The organism is Rheinheimera sp. MM224 (genome assembly GCF_947090785.1).
Taxonomy (GTDB): Bacteria; Pseudomonadota; Gammaproteobacteria; order Enterobacterales; family Alteromonadaceae; genus Pararheinheimera.
Genome location: NZ_OX352320.1, coordinates 2549865 through 2565839, shown reverse-complemented (window position 1 = coordinate 2565839; position 15975 = coordinate 2549865). Strand labels below are relative to the sequence as shown.

Below are 15975 nucleotides of genomic sequence, written 5' to 3'. Positions count from 1 at the left end.
GCGGTTTTTCAAGCCTGAATAGGATAGGCGTATTCTGTTAAACCTAAATCCGCTAATACCTTATCTAAATGAGCATAAGCTTCTTTTGTCGGGCCAGGATAATCGCCGCCTATGGGCACATTACCCACATAACCTATGTCTTTTATTCCTTCCGGTGTACAGAAAAACGCAGCCAGCACCAAACCGCGGAAGCGACCAAAGGCTGTGGCTATGCGCTTAAACTGAACCGGAGTTTCGGCTGTATCAAAAGCTATATCATCCATAATAGCTTTTTGCTGCGTTTTATTAAGCAATACAAAAGTTTTGCTAAAACGCATCTGCGCTTCGTCGTCTATCCAGGCCAGAGTCGACAAAATAGTCAGTCTGTCTTGTTGTTGACGCTCGTAAGGCGCACTGACCCATTCATCGACCACTGCTGGCACATGCACTTCAGAAGCACTAGGTACACTGCCTTCACGGGGCACCAGAATATCCGAAAGCACGGCCACTAAAGTCAGCTGAGCCTGAGTTAAGGTCAAAGGCCATGGCGATTCTGGTGGCAGAATTAAGTTTGGATCTTTGCCATAACCAGTCGCTGTGATGGGAGATAACTTCAGATCAGGCCAATGTTCAGTACTGGCTTTTGCCGCACCTGCTCCTGCATCAGTTGTATTGACCGGGGCACTATCGCAGCCTGCCAAGACTGCAGGTAACAGCGTGCTGGCCGCTAATGCCATCATCAGTTTTAACGAATCCCGTCTGGTCATGCCGGATTTGTACTGCATCTCTTGCTGATCCGCTGTGTTGTTTTGATCCTTTGCCATCAGATCGCTCCTTGTTTTAACTGCGCTGAAAGCCAGGACGAGTTACGCATGGCCAGCGTCATAATGGTCAGAGTACAGTTTTTATGTGGGTTAGATGCAAAGACGCCGGCATCCATCACAAAGAGGTTAGGGCAGTCCCAGCTTTGACCCCATTGGTTAGTGACTGAGTCTTTTGGCGATGCGCCCATACGAGTGGTGCCCACTTCATGGATAATTTCGCCGCCTTTTAAAATGGCCTGCTCTGGAGTGGGTAATTCACCCACAGTAGCGCCCATTTCAGTAAAAATAGCTTTAGCGGTTTTCAGGCCATGTTCTATCTGTTTCAGCTCATGCTCCGACCATTTCCAGTGAAAACGCGCGACAGGAATACCCCATTTGTCTTTGACTTCAGGATCTATATCCATATAACAATGCTCGTTAGGCACCATTTCACCACGCAGGGCAAAACCAACATAAGCACCGTAATTCTGTTTCACCTGACGTTTTAAATCTGCACCATAACCCTGAAAGTTACCTTGCAGGCCAGCACCTGGCTCATTAAAGCGCGCACCAATTTCAAAGTGATAACCTCGGGGGAAATTCAGCTCTTTACGTTCTTGTGCTTTGTGGCCCCACCATGGAATAAACAAATGATTGGCGGTATGACCATCTTCGTTATAAATAGGACGACCCTGTAAAGCCGGCACCAGAGCACTGATATTGGCGCCTGTGGAGTCCATCAGGTTTTTACCAACCTGACCGCTGGTGTTGGCAAGGCCATTTGGAAAACGTGTCGATTTGGAATTTAACAATAAGCGGGCGGATTCGCAGGCGCTTGCTGCCAGGATCACCACTTTGGCCTTAAGTTGGTGCACAGTAGAGGTTTTTTTATCCACATAACTGATACCTGTCACTTTGCCGTTTTCGTCGGTATCGACAGATTTCACCATAGCGTCAGTGATCACCTGTAAATTTCCTGTGGCTTTGGCCATAGGAATAAGCGAAGTGGTGGTTTGAAAAGCTGCACCAATAGAGCAGCCATGACCACAAGGGGTGGCATAAAAACAGGCGGCTCTGTTATCCAAAGGCCGTGTTAATACTGCGCGGTGCATAGGAGCTAGTGGAATACCGAGTTTTTTGGCAGCAGCAGCTATTAAAAGCTCAGTGATTCGTGGCTTAGGTGGCGGTTGCAACACACCATCTGGTGAAGGAGGCATATCATCCAAGCCGGTATTGGTGCCACAGACGCCCACTAAAGCTTCGGTTTTATCGTACCAGGGCGCGATATCTTCATAGTCAAATGGCCAGTCAGCACCTAAGCCGTCACGGCTTTTACCTTTAAAATCATGTTCACTGAAACGCAATGAATAACGGCCCCAGTGATTGGTGCGGCCACCTAACATACGGGCACGCCACCATAAAAACTCAGAGCCATCAGCTGCTGTATAAGGCTCGTTAGGGACACTCCAGCCACCATCTACAGTCGCGTCATAAAAACCGAAGTCTTTATCTGAGTTACCAGCACCCATCAACGGCGCTTCGCCGTTGCGTTTAAACATAGGGGTTTCAGTTTTTGGGTCATAGTCCCGACCTGCTTCGAGCATCAGAACTTTATGTCCTGCTTTCGTCAGCTCATATGCCGCCATAGAACCACCAGCGCCGGACCCAACCACCAGCACTTCAAAGTCAAAATCTTTCATTAGTTCAGCTCTTTAATTTTGATATTTTTGAACCAGACCTTATCGCCATGATCCTGTAAACCTATATGACCTTCTTTGGCCGCGGCAAAACCTGCCCAGTCGGCGAACTTACTTTTGGCAATTAAGCTTTTCCATTCATCGCTGCCAATGGTCACTTTTGCCGTTTGCACGTCATTTTGCCAAATGGTTAAAGCAGAGTTTTCTAAGCGAATTTTAGTGCTGTTCCATTCACCGGCTTTTTTGTGGGAAGCGACAGGAGAGGCAATCATGTCGTATAACGAACCTGAAAGGTGAGTGTCGAGCTTGTTGTCCGGGTGGCGCTCGTTATCCAGAATTTGAATTTCCGGCGCGTGGGAGTATATGTATTTACCTTTTTCATCAGCCAGAATCAGAATGCCACTGTTGCCTACTTCGGCAATTTTCCAGTCGAGCGTCAGCTCAAAGTTTTTGTAACTCTCTTTACTGATTAAGTCGCCACCACCGCCTGCAGTCAGAGCTATAGCGTTATCTTCAATTTGCCATTTCTCATTGACAGTAGGCTGTTTAAAAGTACGCCACTGCGACATATCTTTGCCGTTAAACAACAACTGCCAGCCGTCTGCTTTTTCCTGTGCTGTCAGTTGATTGTCATCTGCAAAGATCGGCAGGCTAATCACCGAAAGTAGAGTAATTGCTGCTAAGGTTTTATTTTTTATCGATAAAATCAATTTGCTACCCCTGTTATCTGTTGAATGCTCTGATGGCACCATTTTACGTTTTCAGTTTAGTGTAATCGGTTTCATTGCTGCTCTATAAAAGCAAGTAACGCTAGTAGAAAGCAAGATCTGTTTTTACTTTTTGAGTTGCAACTGCTGTTGCCCGCGCTGAATTGAAGCTGTAGTTTGTAGGCATAACAACTTGTCGCAAATATACAAGGCAAAAGCTGCGGCTACTGTCAGACTTTGTAAAGTCTTTTCAAGGAGAGTTCTGATGCTTAAATTAGTCCGTTTCATCGCGCCTGTATTGGCTGCTCTGGCTTTTTCCGGTTGGGCCCAGTCCGACTATAAAAATTTACCTGACGATAAAAAGTTGCCTGATTATAAAACCGTGCAATTGCAGCAATTTCCAACCCTTCAACCTTTTACTTTAGCTAGTCTCGACCAGACTAAACCCACTTATATCAAATTCTGGGCCAGCTGGTGTCAGCCTTGTATGGAGCAAATGCCACATTTTGAAAAGCTGTATCAGCAGTATGGCGACAAAGTGAATTTTGTTGCGGTAAATATCAATATCAACGAAAAACGTCAGGAAATCAGCAAGCTGCAGCAGCGCTTTAAGCTGAGTATGCCGATTTATCTGGATCAGCAAGGTCAGTTGGCGTTGGCCATGGGCTTAGTGGGCACACCTTATTCGGTGCTGTTAAATCAGAAGGGCGAAAAGCTATACAGCTCACATGAGTCGGATGCAGCGTTGGATGGTTTTATCAGCCGGTTGGCGCAAGGTCAGCAGTTGCCAGCAGAAACTGCCACATCGGATATGACTGCAGCAGCCCAACAAAAGCTGTTAGCTAAGTATCAGACCGGTGAGCAGCTGGTGTTTTTTACCGCCACCTGGTGCGACTGGTATTTGGCTGAATCCCGACCAGAGATGGCAAAACAATGTAAGGATGCTCAGGCAGGCTTAAATCAGTTGGCGGCTTTGTTGCCACAAAAAAACTGGAGTGGGGTGGTGAACCATTTGTGGACTGACGATAAAGCTCTGGCTGAATTCAACACCTTGTATCAGATGAAAGTACCCTTTCAGATCGACAGCTATGGTGTGTTATTTCAGCACTTTAATGTTCGTAGTATTCCGGTGCTGCTGAAAATAAAAGATGGCAAAAAGGTGGCTGAGATCAGCGATTTCTCAAATCCACAGCAGATAGCAAAGCAGCTGCAGTAAAGTTTTACGGGTTAAGAAGTGGCACTGTTTCAGTGCCACTCTTATGTTGAGTATTTAGTGAAAGACAGAATCAAGAAACTTAATCATGTCATCCAAAGTGGGCGTGGCTAAGTCTTTAAAGCAGCCTTTGGTATAGTCGTTACAGCCGCTATCGAGAAAACCGTGGCCTTTGCCTTCGTATATTTTGAACTCCACCTGTTGTCCTGCAGCTTTGAGCAAACTGACATAACTACTTGCGACTTCAGGTGTGGTCAGGCCGTCTTTACTGCCCACCAGTACAAACTGAGGAGGCAGCTTGTAACCAGCTTCCGGCAATAAATACAGAGGCGATACAGCTTTGTAATACTGTTCATGGCTATCAACACTAATACCGTCGCCAAACAAGCCGCGTGGACTAGCATTACCCCATTTCCAGAACGGGTTTTGTGCAGTCTCAAAGCCACCTTTTGCGCTTTGCAGTAAATCAAAGGCGGTATAACTCAGGATCACCGCCTGCACTTTGGCACCATCTGCAGCTGCAACTTGTTCGGCCGTTTTGCCTTTTGGCAGATAGCTTGGGGTGAAATTCTGGCTTTGTGGCGTAAAACCTTTTGAATCCAAAGAACGGCCAGCCAGCATCACCATAGACGCTAAATGACCACCGGCACTATCGCCAGTCACAGCAATTTTAGCCGGGTCGCCGCCGTAGTTTTGAATATGGTCTTTCACCCAAAGCACAGCACCCAAAGCATCTTCCACTATCTCGTTGACTGTGGTGCTGTTGTTATTATCGCCAAGCAGCCGGTAGTTCATATTGACCACCACCAGGTTGGCGTGGTTTGCCATATAGAGCGCCATATCGTTCATTATGGATTTGTTATTCACCAGCCAGCCGCCGCCATGAAAAATCACCAGCACAGGCAATGGCTTAACCGCTTTTTCCGGGCTGTAGATATCAGTCGTCAGCGAAAAGCCTTTTACCTTCACCCACTCAATATCTTGATGTAGTTTCACCTCATTTAGCGCGAAAACCTGCTGGCTAAAAAGTGAAGCGATAAAAAAGACGATATAAAAAACAGCAACTTGCCCCTTGCGCATAAAAACTCCTCATTAGTATTGCTGGTGGTTAGCACCACCAAGCGTTGGTTTGTCCGCCAATGCTTTTATAAAAACATGAATTTGTGGTCGATACCAAGGCAATTCGGCACAACAGGCTTTTGTGCGAAAAAACGTTAAGCGGATAAATAAATTGTGAAAGGGGTTCATTCGAATGGGCTGGGCGCCTGACCTGGGAAATATTGAACGTCACCGATTACGCCAACTGAAATAAAGAAATACTGTAGGGGGCGGGCTCGCCCGACCCGCATGTTTATCTTAGAAAACATGAATCTCACAGTCTGTAAGTGCCAAATCGAACAAATGCGTTGTGATAATCCCTTCCTTCGTTAGCTCAAACCACTGATTAAATTTCCAGATATCGAGCTTGAGTAAATTTAAGAACAACTAGCGTAATGCTTGTATAGATTTTGTCGGCCATAAATTTACTGATTTCAGAAAAACTTGTTGAAATAGAGGTACATCAGCGCTAGCTTGGTATGAGTAAAAATCATAAAAGAAGGCAGAAAAATGTTCGACTTGCGGGCAGAAACCCTTCTATTAAATTGTTATACGTGAGGGAGTATGTGCTTAGCATTATATATAGCAAGTGATTTAAAGATCCCTATAACGGCATATAACGACCGCATTCCAAGATTTCATGTTACAGAATTGGAAAAAAATGATTTTCTGGTAAAAAAACAATTCTGTTTACCCAATGTTTCATATGCGGGTAGTAACGAAGGCTGCGGCTGTGGATTTTTTAAAGATGGGCTTGAAGGGGAAGAGCTCGAGCTAGCGCAGGAAAATTACTACTCTCTCGCGCATTGTGTCTCAGCACTGAAATTTAAGGGCGGAAAAGTAGCCTTATTCGCTTGCTGGGAAGGCGACCAAGGAACTATGCCGAAGACGAGAGAAAAGTTGTCTGTAAGCGAGTTAACATCTAAAGCATTCGAGTTTAAAGAGCTTGCATACTATGAAATCGTATAACAAACCGCTTAAATTCGTTCCGGCCACAAACAGCGTGGCCTCCACCGGACTCGCTAACGCTCTCCGTTTAGCGGAGCGTTAGGCATCAATGAAGATTCTTTTATTACTAGCAACATTTTTTATGAGTCAAAAGTTGTTTGCCTCTGTCACTTATTGTGAGGTTGCCTTTTTCAAAGGATTAGAAGCAAGTTATGTAGCTGGCCTTTATAAGGATGCTGAAATAGTTATAGAGGTTGGGCCTGAAATCGAAAAAGTCGCTGAAAATATAAGTAAGTACAGCGTGTTAGGCGTCTGGAAAGGTGAAGTTGGTGAGTATGTTTATTTGTCAACAAATGAAGCGGTTCCAGTGTTCTTCGGAAAACCGATAGAGCCTAACTTGTTGGAGTCGACTTATCGTTATCAATTTCATCGATGCCCTTTTATGAAGGATGTGCTCATTTCAAAATTTGGTCCTGCTCAAAAACCATCATCCACTTTTTTCAATAGAAATCATGCATCAAGCTTGCTGGTGTGGGTTGCGTTGTTTGGTTTGTTAGCAACGGCTGGTTTAAATGTTTTGCTGTATCGTTGGCTAAAGCCTAACAAGTAAATTCTATCGCCAGCAAAAATCGCTGGCTGCGACGTCAACCCGCTGCGCGGCTTTCCGCGCTAAATTTAGAAGTTATGTTTTCATCTGTTTGTGCATAAAGGCTTTGTGATGGTAGTTAAGTTATTTCATTTATTAGTTTTTTCTTCCATGTCTTTAGCAACAATGGCTGGGAGTGATACATCAGATGTCGATATTTCATTCTTAAATCACCTCGTCACTGAGGCAAAAAAATCTCAATCAAATGATGGTGCATGTAAGTATTTGTCCGAAAGTGAAAAGCTTCTTTCAGAATTTATTAATTACGATAAGTACCTGATGGAAGCTGAATTTACTGATACAAAGAAAGACAAAATTTCTGTTTTTATACCTATTCCAAAGCCTGGCAGGCCCGGATTGTCGATGACAATAAACTTAAGTGGTGGGGAATGTGTTGGGTTTGAATTGCATGAGATCATGAATTAATGATGCAGAGAAACCAACATAACAAACGCCAGCATAACGCGCCTTCGGTGCTGGACTCGCAACAAGTTGCTCGCCTGTGTGGCGGGTGTTATGTTCGAGAGGTCTAAGATGTCTGAGTATAAAGAATTACTTGTGTTTTCTAGACCTGATTTCGTAACAGAGTTGCTCGCAGTTCGGTCTCAGGAGCAAGGTTCCCTGAATGTAACGTTGAAAATAGATGCTGAAGGTTTTGAGCAACAGATTTTTCTTTCGGGTTTTGAAGAGTTGGCTGATGCATTAGGAGATTTATTTAAAGCTGAGACCGTAATAATTTCGAGAGAGATTAACTCTGGTAAAGAGTTTGGCTCAGTCAAGATTCAGTGTTGGGCTGACGAATGTTATTCGGAATATTTTTGTGATTTGGCAAAACAATAAACATAACAAGTTGCTGTTGTCGCCGCTTCGCGGCAGGGACAGCCTACACGTCGCTGCGCTATGTTTCGGCAGCCCCAAAGCAAGTAGTTATGTGGCAGGGAGCTAAAGTGTTTAAATTCTGGTTTATTGCAATTTTTGTCATTTTCAGTGGCGAAACACTCGCATGCAGTTGTAGCAGTTATGACATTGAGGAAAGCTACAATGAATATCCTTATGTATTTGTTGGCACTGTTGAAGGAATTGAAACAATTGAAAGAAGGGAACCTGGTTCATGGTTTAGTTACTACGAGTTGAGGCAAGTGACTATAAAACTGGATAAGGTTTACAAAGGAAGCTACGACAAAAAAATAGTAGTTACAACTCGGCCTGGTAATGGTGCTTGTGGCTTCCCTTTTAAATTAAATGTGCAGTACGCTGTGTTTGCTTATCAAGATAAAAAAGATCTAGCCGTAAGCTCCTGCAGTCCAACTATCCACACAGAAAAACGCGAGGAGTATTACGAGAAAGAGCGGTTAACAGTATTAAACTTTTTAGCTCGGCAAAATGGCACATAACAATCGCCATCAAAAACGCGCCTGTTGGACGCTCGACTCGCAACAAGTTGCTCGCGTTTGTGGCGGGCGTTAGTCATCTAGGTGAAATCCAATGAACAACTCAGTGCAATTAGGTTTTGTGTCTATTCTTCTTTCGCTGGTAATGTACTTTGCATTTCTCAGCTTTCAGAAAGATGAATCTGGATTAGAAGTTGATACAAGTTCAATATGCCCTGGCAGTTGCTGCCTAACTCGTTGTGAGACTCATAAAGTTGAAGTGGTAGATGCTCAAAGCGTGCGTTTTAACGGTGGCCTGTTATCTCCCGAAGAGTTCGCCAATCACCTACTGCACGCTCATAAAGAATGTAAAATCGGGTTCGTTCATGTGCGTGCTACCTCAGATATACGTCATGAAATAGTATTAAATATCACTAACAGAGTCTTAGACGTCGCTCCTAATTCTGAAATCATATGGGGCAGTGTCGATGACTAACAAGGCGCATCACTTGGCGGCCTGTGGCCGTGGCGACTCTCACCAAGGTTCGCGCGCGTGCGCTTATAGTTATAGGAGCAAAATGAAAGCTACCTCTTTAATAATATCAATACTTATTTTTTCCTCTGCATGTATTGCTGAGGAAATTAATGTTCAAGGAGGGCAATTCAAGCGAGTGTCCTTAGGACAAAATGAAAAAACTCTACGCTCAATGAAATGTGAGTTCGAAATCCTCGAAGAATATAGAGATACAGATTGGGGGCCGGTAATAACGCTCGGTCTATCTGATTCAGAGGACAACGAGTTTATTCAAGTCCTGTACACAACTACAAAAAAGGATAAGTATTATCTATTCAAAACTAAAAATGGATCTGTAAAAAATGGAGATATAGACTCACATTTTTTATCCTTACCAATGGCTTACGGAGCAAAGGTGTCTCTTTCTATCGTACCTTGGGATGAAAACGGTGGTACGTTTGATTACAGGGCTAAAGTCGGTGAGAGTATTAAAGCGAGTGGCTACATAATCAATCCATATTTGCGTAGTGGTCTTAATTATTCAGTTACTTTTTCATCGGTCCGCGCCAAGTATGAATGTAGCTTCCTATAACAAGCCGCGTCATTTGCAGCCTGCGGCTTCCGACTCGCAACAAGTTGCTCGCGTTTGTGGCGGGCGTTAGTGGTGACTTAAAGTGGTTAAAAGTAGCTCTATATGTCTTATGTTTGCACTGACATTTTCATGCTTTGCTGCCGAATTGCCGATAGCGCCGATACTTGGTACGTGGACGTACGTTGTTAAAGGTGCTGATTTCAAAGAGACTAAAACTTGCACATTTTCTCAAGATGGTCATTTTAAGTGTTTGATTGATGATTTTGGTTTTTCTAGCAGTTTTGGTGATGGTCATAGGCATCAAACCAAAGGTCTTTGGTCAGTTTCAAACAATACGCTTTCGATTACCGAAATAGCTCTTGATCAAAAAACAGAGCTGCAATATCAAATATCAACTGTAAATAAGGATACTTTGATTTTACTATCGGCGGAAAACGTAAATCAGGTATGGCGTCGCATTGAAAACAAGCACTAACAAGCGCCTGAAACATAGCGCACTGCGCGTGCCAGACTCGCAACAAGTTGCTCGCCTGTGTGGCGGTCGTTAGATGTACTACAAGAGGATCTCCGCATGGCTGCCCAAATAAAATCACCGTATCTCTATGGCGACAATCGCCTAGGCGATGTAATTGCAGCTATCCAGGTCATGGGGAGCTATGACTATTACAAATTGGATTTTGAAGGGTGGGCTACGCGAATCAGCGGAGACAAAAGCAAAGCCGAGCATTGGAAGAAAGTTTTTCTAGAACACCCAGAGTTCTTCAGGTTAGATACCGCAGGAGTGAAAGCATCCTTAGCTTGGCGAAGAAGTTACCGGAGGCGGTACTCAGTGGACCAACAGAGAGAGCTATCACTTGCCGAATATCAGGCTTTGAGCGATGAAGAGCGTGCTCGTATATCCAGAGCTCCACTAAACAGCTCCGACATATCAGTTTTAATCAACACAGCCATAAACCTGCACACGCGAGCCATAGAACAAAACAGAGAATATCGCTGGCTTTCATCGCCTTTATTCAGCCTACTGGGTGTGGCCTTAGGTGCCTTGTTGGGCTGGCTAAGTAAGTGAGCATATCTAACAATCTGCTCAAAACACTCACTTTGTCCACTGTTATCGTTAAAGTACGCATCATGCTCTTTGCCGCCACTTAGTACCAGTATATTGCGCTCTCTACGCGCAGATGGCTGACTTGATTTTACTCCCCACCATCCTTTTTCTTCTCTGGCACAGGTGGGGTGGTCTTTTGTTTTACTTCTTCGGTTAACTCATTCAGTAAGTCGTCAGCCGGGGCGCGGGTTTCGTCTACTTTTTTATTGGCTTTATCTTTGGCCCACTGTTTGGCCTCTTTTTCTAAAGTGGCTTTGTCTTTGATGGTGGTGAACGGTTTCTTTTGATTAGCGTCAGCCCGGGCTTTGGCTTCTTCAGCGTATTTTTTCGCTGCTTTTAATTCTTCTGCCGATTTGCCGGTAAATTGCTTAAACATATCGTCTTCGGTCAGCATGGCTTCTTGGGTCATTTCGGTAAAACGTTGTTTTGGCTGATTTAATAAATCGGCTTTGCCTGCTTCTACCTTTTGCTTAATTTCTTCGACCGGATCCATGGCTTGTTGTTTTAAGTTTTCTTCCAGTGCGTTTTGCACTGAACCGCCGGCTAAGCCTGTTTCAACAAAACCAGTTTGCTCTTCCGACAAACCTAAACCCTGGCCAATCTTTCCGGCTGCGGCTGCCACTGCCTTTTGTTTTAACTTTTCAGGGCTGGTGTACTCAACCAGCTCTTTTGGCCAACTGGGGGCTATTTTGCCCGCAGCTCCTTCAACCACCTGATTAAATATTTCGGTTTTGCCACCGGACACCAGCAAAATAGCCATTTGGTTGTGTTCTTTGTTCCAGACAAAACCTGCCTTTTCGGCCAGATGAGGTAGAGGAGAGTGTTCGGATACAACAAAAAACAGCGGGCCTTGTTGCTGGATGGCTGTCGCAGTATTTAACAAGGTGACGGCGGTACGGTACTTTTCTTCACCCATCAACGCCACCATAGGGTCGCGGATCAGCGGGTTCTCAAACAGGTTTACATCCAGCGGGTTAAAACCCACCAGAGGACGAAACAACTCGCCAAGAAGCTGGGCTTGTGACGTCATTAATAAAGCTGGCGCAAAGCAGCCGGTTAATAACAAACTACACAACATCATTTTGATTTTTGACCACAACTTCATGACAGGCTCCGCACCCAAAAACAGCATTGGTTAATTACTGTGCGCAGGCTAGCAGAAGTGGGCTGTTAAACATAGAGAGCTTACTGGCAGCTGAACAAAAAACTGTAACTGTTTTGTTCGATACAGCGGCTTTGTTGGCTTTACTATTTCGGGGAATGCAGATTTAAAGGGATAGACGGGCGACCCTAAAGGTCGCCCCTACGTTTTCGCCTAATAGCAGCATCAATGAATCACGGTTACAAACTTTGGGCGTATTGAAACAACGCCTTGAGGATATTCATTTTTTTCACATCATCGCCTGCTTCATGCGCCAGGTTTTCCAGCGCCAACCCAAATTCTTCAAAAGTTAAATTAGGTTTATCCAGGCCATGCGTTAGCTTGTCGCTGCGATACCTTTGCCAGCGTTGTTGCTCCTGATCGGTCAGGCTTTGTGGGTAGTTGCGGGCACGGTATAAAAACAGCAGCTGATTTAATCTGTCTTCGCTAAAAAGCACAGGGTTGGACGCCAGTTGGTCGGCGCTCATCAAATGCAGCTGTTCCATCCGCTGTTTATCTTCGTTGGAGACAAAACCGTTATATAGCTGATAATCCGGATTGGTTTCTACACTGTAGTCTGTCGGCAACTGATACAGCTCCATCACCTTAGGCTGAATAGCAGAGCGGTTTTGCCGCAGCCAGTCCAGATGCTTCAGGCAAGCTGCTCTGTCTATGCCCAAATCGGCAGCGCGTTGCTCTGATAAGGTTTTAGCAGGGGACAACACAGGGCACTTATTAATATGAATAAGCTTTAAGCCAAGCCTTTCCTGGTCTTCGTCCAAATCTGCGGTTTTGGTATATAAAAGTTGCTGCAAGCAAGCTAAATCCAGCTCCAGCAAAGGTGTTGGATCGGCTTGCAGGTTGTAGCAAATCACGGCGTTTTTATTGGTTGGATGCGGCGCTAAAGGCACTATCCAGCTCACACAGCCCTGAATAGCAGGGAAACGGCCCGACACATGCACAAGCGGTGTTAAATTGACTAAATCAAATAACTTACTGACTTCAGTTTTTTTACGTAAATCCAGCAGGTACTGAAACAACTTCGGCTGTTTTTCTTTCACTAGTTTGGCAATGGCGATAGTGGCGTATACATCAGACAAAGCGTCGTGTGCACGTTGGTGTGATAAACCATTGGCTTTGGTTAAATCTTCTAATTTAAAGCTTGGGCTGCCATCGGCTTTTTCTGGCCAGACAATGCCTTCAGGGCGCAGCGCATAACAAGCACGCACTATGTCGATTAAATCCCACCTGCTGTTGCCTTGTTGCCATTCGCGGCCATAAGGCTCGTAGAAGTTACGGTACAGGCTGTAACGCGTGACTTCATCATCAAAACGTAAGCTGTTGTACCCAAGCACACAGGTATTCGGCTGGCTGAATTTCTCCAGAATACGACGGCAAAATTCGGTTTCAGGCAAACCTTTTTGATTACAGAGCTGTGGCGTCAGGCCAGTGATCAGCGCAGCGACCGGATGAGGCAAATAATCGTTCGCCAACTGGCAATACCACATATCGGGTTCGCCAATAGGGTTTAAATCTAAATCTGTGCGAATACCACCAAACTGCGCCGGACGGTCTTTTTTTGGATCCGCGCCCCAGGTCTCATAGTCGTAGAAATAAAAGCTGGCCTGTGGTGGTGCCAGTGGTGTCGATGGTTGGCTCAAATCAGTGGCATCCATAAATGCTAAAACAAAGAGCGGGCAGTGTAGCACTGGCTGGAATAGGCGTCGATTGTGGGATCTGGCTTTTTAAAAAAACAGCCGGGGCTTCGTTAATAAAAGGACCATGCAAAAAGGCATGGTCCGCCTGGATTAAGCCTCTAGATCTGTCGACATAGATAAAGCTTTATAGTCGTTCAACTCCTGCAAGCGGCGTTGATAGGCTGTCGTTAAATAGTCTATAGCGTCAGACCCTGCGGCATATCGCAGCGGCAGGATGTCAGTCTTTGCCAGTTGTACCAGTACCTGACCCAGTTTGGCCGGATCGCCAGCCTGTTGATGACTGACTTTGCTGTAAGCCTGCTCCAGGGCTGTGGAGTAGTCCTGATAATCCGCTACTTTTTCAGTGCCATATTGCACTGAACTGCTGTCGAGAAAGTCAGTGCGAAAGAAACCTGGCTCAACAATATTCACTTCTATGCCAAGGCCTTTGACTTCAAGCGCCAAAGATTCAGTAAAACCCTCTACCGCAAACTTAGTGGCACAATAGACAGAAGCGGCATCAAAACCTAAAGCACCGCCAATAGAGGACAGGTTGAAGATGCGGCCGCTACGCTGTGCCCGCATCAGGGGTAATACAGCGCGGGTGACATTCATCAGACCAAATACATTAGTGGCAAACTGACGTTCTACATCAGCTTGCGGAATTTCTTCAAATACACCCAACTGGCCGTAACCTGCGTTATTCACCAGTACATCAATACGGCCAAAATGTTTGATAGTCGCTTCTACTGCATCCAGAGCCTGAGTTATGTCTGTTACATCCAGAGCTAAAGCCAAAGCTTTGTCTGAATAATTAAATTTTTGTCTGAGCTGTTCCAGATTGCGGCCTGTCACTACGACAGAATCCCCTGCTGCCAGTGCGGCTTTAGCAATTTCAGCGCCTATACCCCGGTTTGCGCCGGTGATAAACCAGACTTTTGCCTGTAGTTCAGTTTTTGAATTTAAATTCAGAGTAGCCATAACCTTGCTCCTGTTCAGCCTGTTGATTAGCGGTGATTCGCTACAGGTTGAGCTTGGCAGCCGTTGGCGCTGGAGCGGTAGAACGAAAGTTGAGCACTATTGCCTATTTCTATAAAAAACGTAAAGCTCAATGCAACTTAAAAGCTCGTTGAAACTGCCAGTAATTTAAGGCAGTCTTGATAGTGAACTTATCCATGGATTAAAGGAAATAACCCGATGAAATTAGTAGTTGTTTTTGCCTCACTGTTGTCTTTTACCCTTCCCGCTGTATTTGCTCAGGATTGTGGTGGCTCTTGTAATGGCTCAAATGCTTCAGTGACTATGTCTGAAGGTGTGGGGTTGGTGCTGGCAGGTTCTTTATCTGCAGTTGCAGCTTCAGGTCAACTGGTGGTCGAAGGTGTAGAAAAAACTGCTGAAGGTCTGGTTGTTGTGATCAAAGGCTCAGGCAAAGCAGCCAGTGTACGGTTAAGCTGTCTGGTAAAGCGGTGAAAGGATTGAGTATTGCCGTTGGTGAAGCTGTAGAGCTGACCGTTTTAAGCACAGGTTATATGTTGTATTACAGCGGAAAAGCTATTGCTTTTATTCCTACTGAGGTGGGTAAGGCGTTGATTGAAAATGCCAAAGCTAAATAATTTTAAAGCTGTTGCAACAGCCTTATTGTTTTCTTTGTCTGCTGCTGTACAGGCAGGGCAAAGCTGTGAAGGCAGTGAAATTGAACCGCTGGAGCTGATGAATTCTTTGGAGTTGGCATTAAAAACTCAAACTGCCTTGCAACAGGCCGGAGCGGAAACAGCCGTTATAGCCCGAGTGGGGCAGGATTTATCTCAGTATGGTTTGCGATACAGCCATTTGGGTTTAGTTCAAAAACAAAGTGATGGCCGTTATACAGTTTTGCATGAACTGAATGAATGTGGGTCTGAGCAGTCCGATCTGTATGTGGAGGGCTTAGGCAATTTCTTCCTCGACGACGTACATGCTTTTGAGGTGCTGATTTTATTGCCACCTGCGCAGGTACAGCAGAAGTTAAACAGCTTGATGCAAGGCTCACTGCCTAGGAACATTCATCATAAAAAGTACAGTATGTTGTCTTACGCTTTTGCCACTGATTATCAGAACTCCAACCAGTGGGGGCTGGAATTACTGGCACATGCATTGAGCGGGGAGTCTTTGTCGGACAGGGCCTCTGTGCAGAAGTGGTTAAAACAACAAAGTTACCAGCCAGGCATAATTAACGTCGATCCACTCAAACGATTAGGCGCTTCTGTGTTTAAAGCCAATGTCAGTTTTACTGACCATCCGCTGAAAAGCCGCCTTAAAGGCCAGTATCAGGTAGTGACAGTGGAGTCTGTAGAGCAGTTTTTGTTACAACAACAACCGAAAACCAAGCGTATGGTACTCACACAATAAGCCCCAAAAAGTCGCTGTTTTAGTCTAAGACAGCGACTTTATCCAATTTTTACTTGTCTGAAAGACTATATAAAGGT

20 protein-coding genes are annotated in these 15975 nt (G+C 45.0%); 13 read left to right on the top strand and 7 right to left on the bottom strand.

The window, feature by feature from the left end; translation table 11 throughout:
• Positions 1 to 8: 8 nt before the first annotated feature.
• From OM978_RS12080 to OM978_RS12070, 3 genes are read right to left on the bottom strand one after another with little or no spacing between them, the layout of a single operon-like run.
• Complete coding sequence (locus OM978_RS12080) at positions 9 to 803, bottom strand: gluconate 2-dehydrogenase subunit 3 family protein (protein WP_264342470.1); 795 nt, start codon at positions 801 to 803, stop codon at positions 9 to 11.
• Positions 803 to 2482 carry a GMC family oxidoreductase gene (locus tag OM978_RS12075; protein ID WP_264342469.1) on the bottom strand — a complete coding sequence of 560 codons (1680 nt, stop codon included), beginning with the start codon at positions 2480 to 2482 and terminating at the stop codon, positions 803 to 805. The genes OM978_RS12080 and OM978_RS12075 overlap by 1 nt, the downstream gene beginning before the upstream one ends.
• The gene (locus OM978_RS12070; RefSeq protein ID WP_264342468.1) at positions 2482 to 3189 is read right to left on the bottom strand and encodes a DUF1080 domain-containing protein; all 708 of its coding nucleotides are present in this window, start codon (positions 3187 to 3189) and stop codon (positions 2482 to 2484) included. The genes OM978_RS12075 and OM978_RS12070 overlap by 1 nt, the downstream gene beginning before the upstream one ends.
• A gap of 262 nt (positions 3190 to 3451) precedes the next feature.
• On the opposite strand from OM978_RS12070, the gene OM978_RS12065 reads away from it, so the two are divergent.
• On the top strand, positions 3452 to 4402 hold the full coding sequence (locus OM978_RS12065; RefSeq protein ID WP_264342467.1) for a redoxin family protein: 951 nt from the start codon (positions 3452 to 3454) through the stop codon (positions 4400 to 4402).
• A gap of 54 nt (positions 4403 to 4456) precedes the next feature.
• Here OM978_RS12065 and OM978_RS12060 read toward each other — a convergent pair whose 3' ends face one another.
• A complete protein-coding gene (locus OM978_RS12060) occupies positions 4457 to 5479 on the bottom strand; it encodes an alpha/beta hydrolase (RefSeq protein ID WP_264342466.1) in 1023 nt (340 codons plus the stop codon).
• A gap of 582 nt (positions 5480 to 6061) precedes the next feature.
• Here OM978_RS12060 and OM978_RS12055 point away from each other — a divergent pair.
• From OM978_RS12055 to OM978_RS12015, 9 genes are all read left to right on the top strand, one after another.
• The gene (locus OM978_RS12055) at positions 6062 to 6466 is read left to right on the top strand and encodes a hypothetical protein (RefSeq protein ID WP_264342465.1); all 405 of its coding nucleotides are present in this window, start codon (positions 6062 to 6064) and stop codon (positions 6464 to 6466) included.
• An 88-nt stretch (positions 6467 to 6554) separates the two neighbouring features.
• Positions 6555 to 7055 carry a hypothetical protein gene (locus OM978_RS12050; protein WP_264342464.1) on the top strand — a complete coding sequence of 167 codons (501 nt, stop codon included), beginning with the start codon at positions 6555 to 6557 and terminating at the stop codon, positions 7053 to 7055.
• Between the two features lie 108 nt (positions 7056 to 7163).
• Complete coding sequence (locus OM978_RS12045; protein ID WP_264342463.1) at positions 7164 to 7517, top strand: hypothetical protein; 354 nt, start codon at positions 7164 to 7166, stop codon at positions 7515 to 7517.
• Positions 7518 to 7625: 108 nt separating this feature from the next.
• Positions 7626 to 7931, top strand: a complete 306-nt coding sequence (locus tag OM978_RS12040) for a hypothetical protein (RefSeq protein WP_264342462.1) — start codon at positions 7626 to 7628, stop codon at positions 7929 to 7931.
• Positions 7932 to 8020: 89 nt separating this feature from the next.
• Entirely contained in the window at positions 8021 to 8485 is a 465-nt protein-coding gene (locus tag OM978_RS12035) for a hypothetical protein (protein ID WP_264342461.1), read from the top strand.
• Positions 8486 to 8576: 91 nt separating this feature from the next.
• Complete coding sequence (locus tag OM978_RS12030) at positions 8577 to 8957, top strand: hypothetical protein (protein WP_264342460.1); 381 nt, start codon at positions 8577 to 8579, stop codon at positions 8955 to 8957.
• 82 nt (positions 8958 to 9039) lie between these two features.
• Positions 9040 to 9567: a hypothetical protein gene (locus OM978_RS12025; RefSeq protein WP_264342459.1), complete on the top strand. Its 528-nt coding sequence runs from the start codon at positions 9040 to 9042 to the stop codon at positions 9565 to 9567.
• An 82-nt stretch (positions 9568 to 9649) separates the two neighbouring features.
• A complete protein-coding gene (locus tag OM978_RS12020) occupies positions 9650 to 10042 on the top strand; it encodes a lipocalin family protein (protein ID WP_264342458.1) in 393 nt (130 codons plus the stop codon).
• A gap of 96 nt (positions 10043 to 10138) precedes the next feature.
• The gene (locus OM978_RS12015; RefSeq protein WP_264342457.1) at positions 10139 to 10633 is read left to right on the top strand and encodes a hypothetical protein; all 495 of its coding nucleotides are present in this window, start codon (positions 10139 to 10141) and stop codon (positions 10631 to 10633) included.
• 127 nt (positions 10634 to 10760) lie between these two features.
• On the opposite strand, the gene OM978_RS12010 is transcribed toward OM978_RS12015, so the two are convergent.
• From OM978_RS12010 to OM978_RS12000, 3 genes are all read right to left on the bottom strand, one after another.
• Positions 10761 to 11777 carry a hypothetical protein gene (locus OM978_RS12010; protein WP_264342456.1) on the bottom strand — a complete coding sequence of 339 codons (1017 nt, stop codon included), beginning with the start codon at positions 11775 to 11777 and terminating at the stop codon, positions 10761 to 10763.
• A gap of 236 nt (positions 11778 to 12013) precedes the next feature.
• The gene (gene sbcB, locus OM978_RS12005; protein WP_264342455.1) at positions 12014 to 13474 is read right to left on the bottom strand and encodes an exodeoxyribonuclease I; all 1461 of its coding nucleotides are present in this window, start codon (positions 13472 to 13474) and stop codon (positions 12014 to 12016) included.
• A gap of 147 nt (positions 13475 to 13621) precedes the next feature.
• Positions 13622 to 14491, bottom strand: coding sequence for an SDR family NAD(P)-dependent oxidoreductase (locus OM978_RS12000; RefSeq protein ID WP_264342454.1), 870 nt, complete (start codon positions 14489 to 14491; stop codon positions 13622 to 13624).
• Between the two features lie 216 nt (positions 14492 to 14707).
• Between OM978_RS12000 and OM978_RS11995 the strand changes: the two genes are divergently transcribed.
• From OM978_RS11995 to OM978_RS11985, 3 genes are read left to right on the top strand one after another with little or no spacing between them, the layout of a single operon-like run.
• The gene (locus tag OM978_RS11995; RefSeq protein ID WP_264342453.1) at positions 14708 to 14980 is read left to right on the top strand and encodes a hypothetical protein; all 273 of its coding nucleotides are present in this window, start codon (positions 14708 to 14710) and stop codon (positions 14978 to 14980) included.
• A 5-nt stretch (positions 14981 to 14985) separates the two neighbouring features.
• On the top strand, positions 14986 to 15123 hold the full coding sequence (locus tag OM978_RS11990; protein WP_264342452.1) for a hypothetical protein: 138 nt from the start codon (positions 14986 to 14988) through the stop codon (positions 15121 to 15123).
• The gene (locus OM978_RS11985; protein ID WP_264342451.1) at positions 15107 to 15898 is read left to right on the top strand and encodes a DUF2145 domain-containing protein; all 792 of its coding nucleotides are present in this window, start codon (positions 15107 to 15109) and stop codon (positions 15896 to 15898) included. The genes OM978_RS11990 and OM978_RS11985 overlap by 17 nt, the downstream gene beginning before the upstream one ends.
• Positions 15899 to 15975: the final 77 nt, after the last annotated feature.

Excerpts from the sequence above, each read along its gene's own strand:
- OM978_RS12060 (WP_264342466.1), bottom strand. The coding sequence starts at position 5,479 with ATGCGCAAGGGGCAAGTTGCTGTTTTTTATATCGTCTTTTTTATCGCT.
- OM978_RS12075 (WP_264342469.1), bottom strand. The coding sequence starts at position 2,482 with ATGAAAGATTTTGACTTTGAAGTGCTGGTGGTTGGGTCCGGCGCTGGT.
- OM978_RS12045 (WP_264342463.1), top strand. The coding sequence starts at position 7,164 with ATGGTAGTTAAGTTATTTCATTTATTAGTTTTTTCTTCCATGTCTTTA.
- OM978_RS12030 (WP_264342460.1), top strand. The coding sequence starts at position 8,577 with ATGAACAACTCAGTGCAATTAGGTTTTGTGTCTATTCTTCTTTCGCTG.
- OM978_RS12010 (WP_264342456.1), bottom strand. The coding sequence starts at position 11,777 with ATGAAGTTGTGGTCAAAAATCAAAATGATGTTGTGTAGTTTGTTATTA.
- OM978_RS11985 (WP_264342451.1), top strand. The coding sequence starts at position 15,107 with ATGCCAAAGCTAAATAATTTTAAAGCTGTTGCAACAGCCTTATTGTTT.
- OM978_RS12000 (WP_264342454.1), bottom strand. The coding sequence starts at position 14,491 with ATGGCTACTCTGAATTTAAATTCAAAAACTGAACTACAGGCAAAAGTC.
- OM978_RS11995 (WP_264342453.1), top strand. The coding sequence starts at position 14,708 with ATGAAATTAGTAGTTGTTTTTGCCTCACTGTTGTCTTTTACCCTTCCC.
- OM978_RS12025 (WP_264342459.1), top strand. The coding sequence starts at position 9,040 with ATGAAAGCTACCTCTTTAATAATATCAATACTTATTTTTTCCTCTGCA.
- OM978_RS12015 (WP_264342457.1), top strand. The coding sequence starts at position 10,139 with ATGGCTGCCCAAATAAAATCACCGTATCTCTATGGCGACAATCGCCTA.
- OM978_RS12050 (WP_264342464.1), top strand. The coding sequence starts at position 6,555 with ATGAAGATTCTTTTATTACTAGCAACATTTTTTATGAGTCAAAAGTTG.
- OM978_RS12040 (WP_264342462.1), top strand. The coding sequence starts at position 7,626 with ATGTCTGAGTATAAAGAATTACTTGTGTTTTCTAGACCTGATTTCGTA.
- OM978_RS12080 (WP_264342470.1), bottom strand. The coding sequence starts at position 803 with ATGGCAAAGGATCAAAACAACACAGCGGATCAGCAAGAGATGCAGTAC.
- OM978_RS12035 (WP_264342461.1), top strand. The coding sequence starts at position 8,021 with ATGTGGCAGGGAGCTAAAGTGTTTAAATTCTGGTTTATTGCAATTTTT.
- OM978_RS12055 (WP_264342465.1), top strand. The coding sequence starts at position 6,062 with ATGTGCTTAGCATTATATATAGCAAGTGATTTAAAGATCCCTATAACG.
- OM978_RS12065 (WP_264342467.1), top strand. The coding sequence starts at position 3,452 with ATGCTTAAATTAGTCCGTTTCATCGCGCCTGTATTGGCTGCTCTGGCT.